Consider the following 12,927-nt stretch of genomic DNA (forward strand, 5'->3'; position numbering starts at 1 on the left):
GCCGGTTTACTCACCTTGCTCGGTTAACAAGCTGAGATAGATCCGCAACCCCTTATCCAGTGACTCTCTAATGGCATCTGCTGCTGCCCCTGCATCCCTGTTTGAAAGAGCGAGTTCAAGCGACGAGAAAAATATTGGCCATTTATCCTCCGAGTCAGATTCGAACGTGTAACTCAGAGTTGGCCACAGGTTAATCCACAGTTGGGTTACAATTTTGAAAAACTCAGGCAGACCGGCGTATATGTAAAGCTTCAGCCGCAGAGTGAGGTTTAGCTGGTGCGCCAGATAAACATCCCTACGTTCATATGCGGAACGCAGCTTTTGGCACAAAGACAGGCATTCTTCAAAGCCATTGGCATCCATTTTCAGTACGGCCTTTTCTGCCAGTTCTGGCTCAATCAATCGCCTCATTCTCATGTACTCGTTGAACTGCTCACTGGTGATGATGGGAACAAAAAAGGCATGTGATGGAGTCAAAGCAAGAGCACTACTGGCAGACAGACGTATCAGGCTTTCACGGACGGGCGTGACGCTCATTTTCATAGCATCGGCGATGTTTTTTGTTACCAACTTATCACCGGGCTTGAGGTAGCCGAGGATAAGGGCGCATTTAAGGCGATCTTCAACTCGTCTCGTTAAGCTAGGTCTGCCTGACGGAGAGTAACTAATTAGTTCCGGTAAATTCCCGGGGTTTTTGAGGAAGCTTTTGTAATCATCAATCATATATCACTCATACTGAACTTTTTGACCACATAGAAAACAGAATATTTTTAATCACACTACATAGTAAGTAGATCCCTCTACCTACATATTTCAAATAGTTCCAGTATGCACATCCATAAACTGGCATCCGCCAGAACAGAGAAGGTAAACGGTTATCATTCGTTTTACTCTACCAGCATGTCTTACATTTTCAATAACGGATCTATTACTACCCATATTTTATGCTTAACAGAATCCATTATAGATGCATGGTTAATTCTTTCTAATGTGTTTGTTTGCTATTTGTGCAAGGTCGAAATATATTCAGCTTGTGCGTCAATGACATTAATCTTTGTGGATGTATAGGTCAGGTTGTCCGGTGTGTGTATACGAAATGTCTGAAATCAACCTTCCCTCAAAATCGTGCCAATCCCATTCCTTTTGAATTTTTTCTCCCATTAAAACACGATCCATCCTTTGAAGTTGCCAATCCATATAAATCAGTAAAAGAGCCATTTCTTCTTTTTCATTATTAGTCATGCCCTGCCCTAATTTATAAGCTTCTTTTGTGAGCTGATAGATCTGAACAGAGTTTTCAACAATGTATTTAAATATTTTTTCTACGCAGCCGGAAATGGCAATTGAATTTTGGCAATTAATGTCATTAACGAGTTCGCGTGTATCTATTTCCCAGTTCCTATATAAATCAATCTCTGCGGTATAATGTTGATTTGTGTTTAAAGGAATACCACCAAAGATTCGACAATAGAGTTCTACTGCATCGGCCTGTTCCAGGCAATTAGCCATGTAGGGAAAATCAGGCAACGTGGAATGAATCAATTGGAGATAAGCTAACCTCTGAACAACCTTTTCATATGGCTGGTTAGTTTCTACGCCATAGAACATGTCTTTATTGATGTCATAACGATGAGTGATCCTGATCTTCGCCATTGCTAGCCTCTTAATTCAGATAATTGATATCAGCATCGTCCGCACGTGCGGCATTACCAGCTACTAGGCTGTGTCCTTTAATTGCATAATTTTTTGTAAAACAGTCTAATGCAACCCAGTTTCACCATCGCCAGATAATTCCTCGCCGTTTTGTCGTAACGCGTGGCAATGCGACGGTATTCTTTCAGACAGCCAAAACACCGCTCAACAACGTTGCGATTACGATAAGCATCACGATCAAGCTGTGAACGACCATCTGCTGCCATTTTTTCATTAGATTTCCGCGGGATAACCACTTTTATCCCTTTTCGTTTCAGCTCATTGCGAAGCGCATGTCCTGAGTAGGCTTTGTCAGCCAGCACCGCATAACCACGACGTTTCATGCTGCCGTTCTGGCGCTGAACACCAATTCCGTCCAGAAGGCGTAATGCGAACTGGCTTTCGTGAGCCTGTCCGGGACTCAGCACGATATTTAACGGGAGACCGCCTGCATCCGTCGCCATATGGATTTTGGTGCCAAAACCACCGCGAGAGCGACCCAGCCCATGATCTCCGGCGATATCGGGATGTTTTTTTGCGCGCCGGCGGCGCACCTGAGTGCCCGGATATTGCTGCCATCCAGCGCAGTAGCTGACCAGTCAACGAGGCCGTGAGCATCAAGAGAAGAAAGCAACCTGTTGAAAATAATATTAATCACACCCGACTTAGACCACCGGTTAAAGCGGTTATATACGGTTTTCCATGGGCCGTATCGTTCAGGTAAATCACGCCATGGGGCACCAGAGCACAACACCCAGAACATGCCATTGATGATCATACGATGCTCCGCCCATGGGCGTCCGGCCCGTGGTGTTGCAGGTTGAGCGGGCAGTAAAGGCTGGATGATATCCCATGCTTCATCGGGAAGGTCGTAGCGGGCCATAGTTCAATATGTTGTAGAAACAGATGGTTACTATAGCTCAGACGATTAAGGGACACAGCCTAGCTGAGCGCATTTTGCAACGCGGACTGAGTGGTCAAGGTTGACCTTGTCGAATTCAGCCTTCAGTTGCTCATCTGGCTTAGCTTCGTTAACAGTTACCAGAATCCGACTAGCATACTCGCTACCCTTGGCTTGATTGCCTACCATCTTACCCAGTACACGGCCAGCTTTTGATTTCGCTTCAGTCAAACGTTCCTCGCCATTTTCGAGGTAGTCTTTACATGCGATAACAGCAGCAATCTCGGAAGCATGAACTTTCATCACGTCATTCAGTTCGTCACGAGATGGAGAGCTTTCCGCTGATATTGCGAAACTTGATGCATTAATTGCAAATAAACAAACAACCGCATTTAATATTATTTTTCTCATCACAGGTTTCCTTTTTATTGGTTACGAGGCAATGCTGCTTCAGACAGCTGGTAATTCAATATTGATAAGTAGGCCAGAGGTATAGTTGCTGCCGGGATTAACCATTCATACCTGAGCGAAAAGTATGACCACGAAAGTAAAACAACACCAGAGATAGCTGAAAATGCGAACAACGGCCCAATATTCATAAAAGTACTTTTACAAATGACTGGTATACTTTTCAGCAGAGAACCTTTACACCGCGTAACTGTTGGTATGAATAAAACGAGCATTGGCGTAGCGATAAATACGCTCAAAGTGGCAAGGGCGTACATATTGAAATACACTATTAGGTTGGAGTAAGCCAGACTAATGCTTGTTAATGTTGGTTGTTTATATTCAACATGGTTGGTTTCACCCGCAACCGCTGAAGCAATCATAAATTTGACCAACCACAATATTACGATCATTAGTACGGTCAGGAATAATGCATAAACTAACACAACGATAAAGTTGCGTAGTTCTTCCCAGATATTCAATCTTAGCTCTGAGCTTTGATATCGGCATAAGATAGCCGTAAGGTAGAGGGTGAGTACAACTGGCTGTAAGATAAAAAATGCAAGCCCCTCCATTGTCACATTTTTCATGATGAGTGTCAGGAGTCCACCACCAGCAATTATCGGCAAGAATATTGCCAAAATACCATGAAGAGATGCCATTGTTTTCATGGAGGACAACATTATTTGTTTGGTATCTTCGAAAGATAATTTATTGATGAGAAATGCTGACATTGTGTTTCCTCTTCATGTAGTTGGCTCAATTGTCGCATGTTGAAAAATTTGAATAGCATTTAACATCGACAAACTGACGGCTTTTTCTCTATCTCATTTTTTCTGTTCAGTTACGGGTGACGAAATTAACTCGACCAGCTCTTCCTTTCCCCACTATTCATGGGCATCAACGGAGAAAAGTTTTATGGATTCTGCGGTTCCTTCAAAGGCGTTGTCATAGCAACCCAGAATATTGATGTCGTAACCGGGCCCAGCTTCTCGGGTTAAAAGATGCTCCTTTGCGCTCCCTGGCAGTATTGCTATCAAGCGTCCTCCCGGTTTCAGGAATCTCATCGCATGTTGAAAATGTGCAATCCAGCGTGAGTCACTAAATGGAGGATTCATCAGAATTCTTTCAAACAAGCCGGTATTTTCAGGCTTGACCAATAGAAAATCATTAAGGGTGACGTTCCAGCGCAGGCCAGTAATTGCAACAGCTGCGGGGTGTATATCAAAACCAGTAACATCCACCCCCTCTGGTAACCCTTTCAGTAGCGCACCAAGACCGATATTCGGTTCCAGCAAACGCATACCTGAAGCCACCATACATTCATCAATTGCTCGTTTCTGGAGTTCTCCGACCGTTGCATAGAACTGGTGCGTATAGCGGTCAGGTATAGAACCATGTAATGCCAGAAGTTTGAATGCTTCAACGGGGCTAAAGTCAAAGTCATATACTTCTCTATATCTTCTGACAGCACCCAATGACTCCCATATGTTCACCAGTTCTTTTTTCTCACTAACAGACTGGTTGTCCCGCAGGATAAAAGTGTGCGGCCCCGGTGACAGGTGTTTGCCCGCGTTCAAATGGTCAGTGGCATATGATATTAAGGAGTTAACAGCAGAGAATGATATCAACTGCGACCGATATTCATTGGTTTTTACAGTTCTTGCGGAGTTATGGCCGGTGGTGTATCGGCGATCGAGAGGAATGCAGCCTGGCATTAAATGGGATAGTACCAGATTGAGATTGTCACAAGTTTCCTCCTCAATCAGGATATGCACATTGCCGTTAATAAACCCCTTCACTTTAAGACTATCGTTATCAATACTTACCCATTCGCCAGGGTTACTCATCATGTACTCTTTGACCGCAGCCGAATTCACATCCTCAGCACCGCTTCGTCCATACATCAGTCCAATAACCTTACGAAGGTCATTAAAATAGTTGAGATAGTCATAGGATCTGCGGTTATCTCTACTTGGTAAGCAGCTGGCTATGATGAGTTTGTTGCTGAAGCCCTGGGCACGGTTAGTCTTATGCAGAGCGGAGAGCTTTTCAAACACACCATGAACCATCTGGGCGAAGTAGTCTTTTTTCTCTTCATTCAATGCGAATGCGGTAGAAAAGATACTTTCTTCGTTGAAGGGTACAGGCTTAAGCTTCTCAAAATTTGATTCTGATGATTTTCGCCATGCCCTTAATCCTTCGTTCCAGTCATCGTATCTTTCGGTGGGCATAAATGGTTTTACGCCGGTCAGATCGAGCAGCTTTTGCCAGTACTTTTCATCGAGAGCACAGCGGGCCCGTTCTATACAGAACAAATTTTCTACAGCCAGCGTATATTTGATGGAATTGTCACAAGAATCACAGAACATGCGCCATGCTTCATCATGCCGGTTCCGCATCACTGCATCATACATGGCCTGCATGTGCTTCAGTGTTGTGTTGTATTCCACCAGCAGATCGCGCATGGCATTTAGTTTTTGAAAGCCGTCATGTTCAATGAGGCCACTTTGACTGTCTACGGGATTAGCATAAAGGCTGAGGACGTCTGATTCATTTTCATCGTTATTCGCTAATACAGCTGTCGGTAGGTTCATCAGATTTCTCCAAATAGAGAAATTATGAGACAGGTATGGCAGGTGACGAAGCAAATCGACGAACTACATAAGCCGGGATATTTGGGGATACCGTGAAGTACATAGCACGGCGGAAGTCCAAAAAAAGAGACCCCAGTAAGGGGTCTTAAATGAGGTATATATAACTATCAGATCACAGAGCCCGAAGCAGACTACTCAACGTCCTGAATTTCAGGAAGCTTCAACCCTTTCGGATAGAAGATTGTATGAACAGTCAGGTCAGCCAGGAACGTAGATTTGATAATTAATTTTATTATAGGGTTAATACTATCCCAAGAATCGGGCGAATTCCAGATAGTGGCATCACAGCTTTCAGGATACTGGTTAACTCCAGGAGCATGGCCAGCCGTGCAGCGCATTGGGTCGGTTGATTCATGCTCGCATTTAGGGCAAATATAGCGCCGCAGCTGGTGTTCACCTAGGTCTTGGTCAAAATCGTGAGGAGTTTCCCAGCAATGAACATCTTCAAGCTCAGGTAGCCTGGACGGAGTGTAAAAAGCCCACGGCACTTCCGTACCTCGCAGTACCTCAAGTGCGTGTATCACCCGCTCAGGCTCGATTTTAAGCACGTCACTGTATGCTTCTATTCGATCACGTAACAGGCTGGCCATTACAGAGATTGTATGGATATCGATACCGGCTGCTTGAGCGTCCCTTTCCAGCTGCTCAATAACGACATCAATACTTGCTGGTGGTGCAGACATAAATAACTGCGTTGCGGCTTCTTGTCGTGACATATACGAAGGTTCCTTCGGTTACCGGTGACAGTAACCGATATTTTCCCCTCGCTACAGCTGGTCACGAATTTTTTCAGCTTGTACATCGGATACCAGAACACAATCACCTGTTGCAGAATTACAAACGTAATATTTTCCGTCCTGATGCTGCTGTAATTTCAGTTTTGTACCCGTAAGTGACACTGTAACGCCACTTGCTTCAAACTGCCCTTTGTTGGTGATGAAAAAGTTGTTTTTTGCGAGGGTTCCGGCTTTCAAATCAACGCCTCTGATCACTTCACCCAGGTCCCATTCGTTCATTACTGAGCGTTGTTTATGGATCAAGGAGCCAAGACAGACAAACACCACGACACTGATTGCAGCAAGACCCATAAGGTTTTTAAACGAATGGTGGGCTTTCAGGTCAAGCGTCTTCGCTTCTACCAGCTGCTCGGACGTTAACTGGACAGCTCGATTGTTACGCGAAGGACGTTTACGTTGGTTAGCAGTCATGGTTCACCTCTGTTTGAAGGAGAGATAATTTTAAACCTGCCAGTATATAAGCGATCTGAATTGGGTGAAGCGAATCATCAATGCTCATGGCCAGTCTACCCTTCTGATTGGTATCTACGGCTTTGCTGCCTCGGTACTGGTATCCATATCTCTTCCTGGCAAGTTCCAGGCCAGCCAGCATGTACTGGACTTGCTGTAACGATAATGAATCAATTTGCAGAGACTTGAGCCTGTTTTTTTGCTGGCACAGACCAAATAACTCCCTCGACTCGAAATCGTCGGGGTAAGAGTGTAGTAACCCATCAACTGAGCAGGCATTCAACTTATCGAATTCACGTTCAATACCCTCGACCGAGAAATGTCGGTCTCGAACGGACTCGACTCTACATTTGCTGAGCTGGCCATCTGGTGTGGCTACAAATATAGTTGCGCCTTCGGTCAGGTCTCCAGTCCAGTTTGTATGATTAGTCATATACGCTCCGTAATGGGCCTACTAAACAATATTATCACGGCTGAATATTTGACGAAGCAGTGCGCGATACGCGCCATGATAATGTTAAATTAGTCGTTTATTTGATAGCACCATTTTTCTCTGAATACTGTTCAAACCAGAAAACAATGGGTTTCTCTACAATGCTTATCTGGCCGAATCTTTCTGCCGTTCTGAAATTCATACTACTCTTCCGTGCCCTTTCAACCTGTAAACTTATTTGTTTGCGGAACATTTCCAGTGAATATGTTGTTTTGAGCAGATTGCAGGGCGCACAGGCTGGGAAAAGATTTTCTAAGCAGTTGGCACTTTCATTAAACACTTCACCGGTAGCCTTAAGCTTAAATTTCCCTCTGGCCGCAGCTTGCATATCCTGGACGGATTTCCTTAGCACAGGTTCTACGTGATCAGCGTGCCAACCTTTTTCTTTCAGTACCTCGCCACAATATGCACATCGACCACCAAATTTAGCCCTCAGTACTATTCTTTGTTTTTTTGACAGAGACATAATAAATTCCTTGTGGAACTAAGAGAATCGGCCATCGTCTATTGATTCAGCGATGTTGACTGCCAGGGCGTTATCGTCCAAGCCTGACAACGTTTCATAGCGAAAGACAGGAATGTGAGTTCTTTTAAAAAGGGCAATAATGAACTCTCCTTCAGGCTGAGCGCTGATAGCATCTTCATTGATCATTGCTAGCACTAGTTCCCCGGTATGCGCATCGGAGAGAACAAAATCGAACACGAATTCATCTGCGTACTGTTGCGCCTGAAGTACGTCAACCGGGGCAACCGGTTCATCTTCGAGCTCCAGCTCTACTAAGTCCCGGGCAAGCACCTGGGGTGCGATAATGTACTGACCATTGAACACCGCACTCAAGCGCACATAAAGATCCATCAGGACTTTTGGCAATATCGAATTTTTTTTGATGAAGTACTCGCTCAACCCATCAAGTGCGGCGTTCTCGTCGGCATCGGCATTAATATCTGCCTGCTGATCATGCTCGTCCAAAGGTTGCTGAGTTTGTTGTTGTTCTCGTTTTGTTCGACTCGCGTAGATAAGTATGAAAGCTGCAAAGCACACAAATGTCAGAAATATTGCGAGAGCGATTATATATTTTAGAGTCATGGGTTCATTCCTATAGTCTGGAGATACTCAGGCTCCTTGAACTTCATATTTTCGGGTATATGCCGCATCACCTTTTTGATGTATGGTTGTTCAATTCTCTTAAGCGTATCTAATTGAGATTGATAATCCTTAGTTCTCAAATCATGCTCAGCACCCAGTTGTCCTAATAACGTCTGAAGTTTCTTTAAGGCTTTGCTGCACTGCACTTCGGCATTATCCAGCTTTTCAATATTTAACCAGGAGAGAATATCGATAACAGGATTTATAGTCAGATCGACAAACAGATCAAGCGTGTCATCTGGTAAATTTGAATCAATAGGTGATTGCCGGGCAGGCATTTCATCTGCTAATCGCTTAAGCGCACCCATAGCTCTCTTTAACGAACTACTCGCAGAGGATGTGTCTATTGCTGAAAGTATGGATATTGCTTTACTGGTAGTAACCATATCCAGAAATTCAGTTGTGGAAGCACTATTACATTCATCCTTTGCTGTTTTTAATAGTTCACGGGCATTTTCTGCAAGTTTGAGTCGTCTGCCTGACTCGTTATATTTTATCTGAGCTTCTTTCCAGCAGTTGACTAGATGCTGATAAATCTCACAATCTGGTGATTTCGAAATTTCTTCCAACGAGGACATAACTACGTATTGAAGAAAGATGCTCCTGCATTTTGGCAGCAGCAGGTTAAGATGCAATTCACATTCGTTCAGCTTTTTTCGCGCCGGTGTCTCTCTGAAGAGACCAATAAATAGCGCCCACAATGAAAACTGACGATCTCTTGTCTCTTTAACCAACTCTTTAACTGCCAGGGCTCGGGCAATGTTAGCATTTTCAACCTGGCGTGATAACTCTTGGAGTTCTGTAGCTGTAATCATCTCTCAGCCCTTTAATGGAAGGTTTTTTCTGGTTGTTTGGCTTCTGCCGCGACACCTTGTTGTTCGTCTGACGGCGTTGTGATGAGTCCTGGGCTTTCACCCCCGAGGGCTTTTATCATTGTGTCCAGAACCTCCATAACAACAGAGGTAAACAAAACGAAATCGGCATCAAATCTTTGGGCGTGATCTTCTGGCGAAATGTCATCGTTCTGTTCAATAAGTTCTTCCGTAAAGGTCAGTCGTGAAAAGATGAAATTGTCATTCAGGATGAAAAACATCTGGTTCATCCAGCCCAGTGCAACCTTTGTCACAAGCTTTCCGGCCTCGATGTGATGAGCGATCTCATCACATATCAAATCCTGGCGTTTTGTTGTAACGACCCCCCCGTTTTCGAGCACATCTTTGAGCGTGGCTTCGTCGCATAAAGCTAGGCCAGGCGGCAGACTTCCTGTTTTGACCCACTCTGTTAACGTCAGTTCTACCGGCGTTTCCAGCGTGAATGGGATAATTGGAAGTGAGCCAATAGTTTTACGTAGCAAAGCTGTTACATCATCTGCTTTTTTATGGCTGGTGGTCTCAACAAGCAGTAGACGTGATTTAGTATCCACCCAAATGTTTGTAGTGCTGTATTTGCTGAAAGCCTTTGGTATGAGCTCAGCGAGCACGGCATCGTTGACGGCCTGGATCTCCATTTTCTTTAGCCTGCGGTTTTGCTCTTTCTCCAGTTTCTGAACCCGGGTTCGCACAATTTCTTTGATGGTCGCGGGAGGAAGTATTTTCGATTCGTGCTTAACAGTCAGAAGAATGAGATTATTCGACTCATGCTTTAACAGCTCGACATCTTCACCCAATGGCGGGATCCATCCTGACCGTGCCATATCATTAGGCCCGCAGGGAGTGTATTTCAACTCACTTAACTGTTCATCCAGCTTGTCTAATTCCAGAGCTTTTTGGATGCGGTAGACTACAAGGCTTTTGGGTTTAAATTGGCTCATCGTGGCCCTCAGCTGTTGCTTGATTAATTTTAATAAGGTCAGAGACACGCTCGCGGATCACGACACACTCCCAGTAAGTTAGAGGCTTAGAGCTCAGCACTTGTTTAAACTGCGCCACGGCAATATCAGGTGCTGTCCGATATTGTTCGGCGATATCCTGACAAAATTTCTCAGTCTCTGGGTTATGCAGCTTTTCAGAACAATGGAAGCGTTTCATGCCGCAGCTCCCTTTTTCGAGTTATCCGCTAATTTGACCGCGAAGATTTCTGAAGCTTTTTTCCCATCCCCGCTGCCTTTAAATATGCTTCTCCGGGCAGTCACACCATGAATAGCGAAGGCTTGATAAAGCTCACGAATATCAGGCGCATCGTGGCATGATGCGATGACATGAACCCCGCGTTCAGGCAGCAACTGGAGCAGTTTGGTAAGCTCAATCTGCATAGCGGGTGTAAAACCGCTGGCATGGTAAGCCGTGAATCTGCCGGGATTAACATATGGTGGGTCGCAATACACCACATCACCCGGGCGGGCCATTGATAGCGTGGTCTGGAAGCTGGCGCAAAGTAAAGTTGCTGAGGACATTTTCTCAGCCATTGCGTATAACTCTGTCTCTGGGAGATAGGGGTTGGCGTAATAACCCCAGGGGACGTTAAAGATGCCTTTCCGGTTGTATCGGCATAGTCCGCGATGGCCAAACCTATTCAGATAGATAAACAGAGCAGCTTGAGTGTCACTTGCACTATCATGATTATTGAACTGGCTTCGCAGCTCATAATAGGCGTCCTCAGAACGCCCGAGACAGTAAAGGCGTTTAAGCTCAGAAAGTACCTTTTCAGGCGACTTAAAAATACTCTGGTATGTATCGATCAGGTCGCTATTAATATCGGCCAAAATGTATTCTGGGTAATTCGTATTCATCATTACAGCGCCTGAACCGCCAAAGGGCTCAATAAGCCGACCACCTTTCGGTAGTACATGCTTAAGACTTGCCATAATGTTGTGTTTGGCTCCTACCCACTTCAGAACGCTTTTCATTTCATTCTGGCTCCAGAATATTAGGACGCAGTGATCGCGACCAATGGGAGCGAGATGGCATATAGCCATCCCGTCAGGAAGCTTGTTTTAACGTTATCACGCCCATGAAATTGGCTATTTCGAAAAGGCCGACAAAACGAGAGCGTTTTGTCAGACACGGACAGGCATGATGATGTCGTAATTGTTTTTGTTTACTGAAATCAATATGCCGGTCGTTGTATCACGCAAAGCAATCTGTGCGGCTTCTCCTTCTTCCGAACACGCCCCCAGGCTTGCCAGTGATTCCAGGAGGTAATCGGCATTCATACCGATATCAACAATTGTTTCGGGCTCGCCTGCCTCTTTCGCAATGTCCATCACCTCTTTGCAACTGATTGCATTTGAGCCGGGCGACTTAAGCTGTAGGGCGTTGTCTTTGAATGACATCACACAAACACTGGTGTTGTTTGGCGAGCCCTCTTTAAGCAATGGGGTTGCGCGTTTTAGTGCGGTGGTGAGTTCAGAAGGATCAACCTTAAACAGTTCAGTATTTTTGGCTACCGTGCTGGCCACGCGCTTCCAGTCCGGGTAACGGCCATCGACAAGATTTGAAATGACTGTATGGCTTCCGAGCGTAAATGTCAGGTTACGGTTGCTGTAGTCAATTTTGAATTGACCCTGGCTACCGCTCAGGATTTTATGGAGCACGGGGAAAACCCCGTTGGGTAAAATCACACCTGCATTCGTGTTACTGATAGAGGTAGGAGCTGTCGGAGATTGAATCTCATCGCCCACGTCATCGCTGAAGTCGATATCATGAGAACTGACGGCCATACGATGTCCATCAGTGGCTACAGCAATAAATTGGCCATTATCGATACCGAGGTAGACCCCATTCATATAAAAGCGGACATCGTTCTGAGCCGCAGCGTGGCTGACACGCTTGATAATCTGACTCAGCATCTGCGTTGGAAAGTAAACGCTGTAATTATGTTCCAGCGTCTCAGCCTGAATTTCGGGTATATGGTCTAAGCAAACCGGGATGTTATAGGAGTTTTTGTCGGTGCGAATGACAAGATGGTTTTTTGCCGCATGGAAGCGGACGTTAATTTCATCTTCGCCGCGCATGTTGCGGATTAAAGAAAAGAGTTGTGTTGCAGGTACTGATACGTCCATATCACCATTGCCCCCCGATACCGTCCCTTTACTGGTAATTTGGGCAGAGTTTAAGTCAATGCCAAGGGCAGAAAGACAATCCCCACGTAACCGCAGCGTGATCATCTCCAGTACTTTCATTGCAGGAGACCGGCGAATAACCATACACGGCATTTCGATAATTTTGAGAAGTGCTTCAGCAGAAATATCAAACCCTGGAAGCTCTTTAAATGATAAGCGTCTTGCCTTTGGTTGAACTGCGTCTATTGTAGATGCGTCTGTCATTTTACTGTCTCCCATAATTATCCGTGTTAAATTAATCGTACCCCCGGTCAATCAAGTGACGAATAGCAAATTATGAAAA

At 45.0% G+C, this 12,927-nt stretch carries 16 protein-coding genes; all 16 read right to left on the reverse strand.

Features of this window, described 5'->3' with window-relative positions; all coding sequences use genetic code 11:
* Nucleotides 1-6 precede the first annotated feature (6 nt).
* The 16 genes from Electrica_RS25410 to dnaN all read right to left on the reverse strand — a co-directional run bounded on the left by Electrica_RS25410 (nt 7) and on the right by dnaN (nt 12,863).
* Nucleotides 7-723 carry a GntR family transcriptional regulator gene (locus tag Electrica_RS25410; RefSeq protein WP_080940394.1) on the reverse strand — a complete coding sequence of 239 codons (717 nt, stop codon included), beginning with the start codon at nt 721-723 and terminating at the stop codon, nt 7-9.
* Between the two features lie 324 nt (nt 724-1,047).
* Complete coding sequence (locus Electrica_RS25415) at nt 1,048-1,653, reverse strand: hypothetical protein (RefSeq protein ID WP_043016718.1); 606 nt, start codon at nt 1,651-1,653, stop codon at nt 1,048-1,050.
* Between the two features lie 77 nt (nt 1,654-1,730).
* Nucleotides 1,731-2,575, reverse strand: a protein-coding gene (locus Electrica_RS25420; protein WP_141963343.1) for an IS5 family transposase whose coding sequence is annotated in 2 segments (ribosomal slippage) — nt 1,731-2,230 and nt 2,230-2,575 — 846 coding nt in all. Because the reading frame shifts where the segments join, the coding sequence is not laid out codon by codon here.
* 45 nt (nt 2,576-2,620) lie between these two features.
* Complete coding sequence (locus Electrica_RS25425; protein ID WP_142255941.1) at nt 2,621-3,004, reverse strand: hypothetical protein; 384 nt, start codon at nt 3,002-3,004, stop codon at nt 2,621-2,623.
* 14 nt (nt 3,005-3,018) lie between these two features.
* The gene (locus tag Electrica_RS25430; protein WP_009654999.1) at nt 3,019-3,774 is read right to left on the reverse strand and encodes a hypothetical protein; all 756 of its coding nucleotides are present in this window, start codon (nt 3,772-3,774) and stop codon (nt 3,019-3,021) included.
* A 153-nt stretch (nt 3,775-3,927) separates the two neighbouring features.
* Entirely contained in the window at nt 3,928-5,637 is a 1,710-nt protein-coding gene (locus Electrica_RS25435; RefSeq protein ID WP_007372173.1) for a DUF4942 domain-containing protein, read from the reverse strand.
* 191 nt (nt 5,638-5,828) lie between these two features.
* A complete protein-coding gene (locus Electrica_RS25440) occupies nt 5,829-6,413 on the reverse strand; it encodes a hypothetical protein (RefSeq protein WP_032951326.1) in 585 nt (194 codons plus the stop codon).
* Nucleotides 6,414-6,464: 51 nt separating this feature from the next.
* The gene (locus Electrica_RS25445; RefSeq protein WP_223226831.1) at nt 6,465-6,905 is read right to left on the reverse strand and encodes a hypothetical protein; all 441 of its coding nucleotides are present in this window, start codon (nt 6,903-6,905) and stop codon (nt 6,465-6,467) included.
* Nucleotides 6,895-7,377, reverse strand: a complete 483-nt coding sequence (locus tag Electrica_RS25450) for a hypothetical protein (protein ID WP_032951323.1) — start codon at nt 7,375-7,377, stop codon at nt 6,895-6,897. The genes Electrica_RS25445 and Electrica_RS25450 overlap by 11 nt, the downstream gene beginning before the upstream one ends.
* Nucleotides 7,378-7,474: 97 nt before the next feature.
* Nucleotides 7,475-7,903 (reverse strand): HNH endonuclease, encoded by a 429-nt coding sequence (locus Electrica_RS25455; protein ID WP_032951321.1) that lies wholly within the window; start codon nt 7,901-7,903, stop codon nt 7,475-7,477.
* Between the two features lie 18 nt (nt 7,904-7,921).
* Nucleotides 7,922-8,524 (reverse strand): hypothetical protein, encoded by a 603-nt coding sequence (locus tag Electrica_RS25460; RefSeq protein ID WP_223226832.1) that lies wholly within the window; start codon nt 8,522-8,524, stop codon nt 7,922-7,924.
* Complete coding sequence (locus Electrica_RS25465) at nt 8,521-9,399, reverse strand: hypothetical protein (protein ID WP_009654998.1); 879 nt, start codon at nt 9,397-9,399, stop codon at nt 8,521-8,523. The genes Electrica_RS25460 and Electrica_RS25465 overlap by 4 nt, the downstream gene beginning before the upstream one ends.
* 11 nt (nt 9,400-9,410) lie before the next feature.
* On the reverse strand, nt 9,411-10,394 hold the full coding sequence (gene rdgC, locus Electrica_RS25470) for a recombination-associated protein RdgC (protein WP_007372167.1): 984 nt from the start codon (nt 10,392-10,394) through the stop codon (nt 9,411-9,413).
* Nucleotides 10,381-10,611: a hypothetical protein gene (locus Electrica_RS25475; RefSeq protein WP_007372166.1), complete on the reverse strand. Its 231-nt coding sequence runs from the start codon at nt 10,609-10,611 to the stop codon at nt 10,381-10,383. Before Electrica_RS25475 ends, rdgC begins: the two co-directional genes overlap by 14 nt.
* Complete coding sequence (locus Electrica_RS25480; protein WP_007372165.1) at nt 10,608-11,429, reverse strand: DNA adenine methylase; 822 nt, start codon at nt 11,427-11,429, stop codon at nt 10,608-10,610. Before Electrica_RS25480 ends, Electrica_RS25475 begins: the two co-directional genes overlap by 4 nt.
* Before the next feature lie 150 nt (nt 11,430-11,579).
* Complete coding sequence (dnaN, locus tag Electrica_RS25485) at nt 11,580-12,863, reverse strand: DNA polymerase III subunit beta (protein ID WP_223226826.1); 1,284 nt, start codon at nt 12,861-12,863, stop codon at nt 11,580-11,582.
* Between the last annotated feature and the right edge of the window lie 64 nt (nt 12,864-12,927).

Origin of the sequence: Klebsiella electrica (genome assembly GCF_006711645.1) — a bacterium.
GTDB classification, from domain to species: Bacteria; Pseudomonadota; Gammaproteobacteria; order Enterobacterales; family Enterobacteriaceae; genus Klebsiella; species Klebsiella electrica.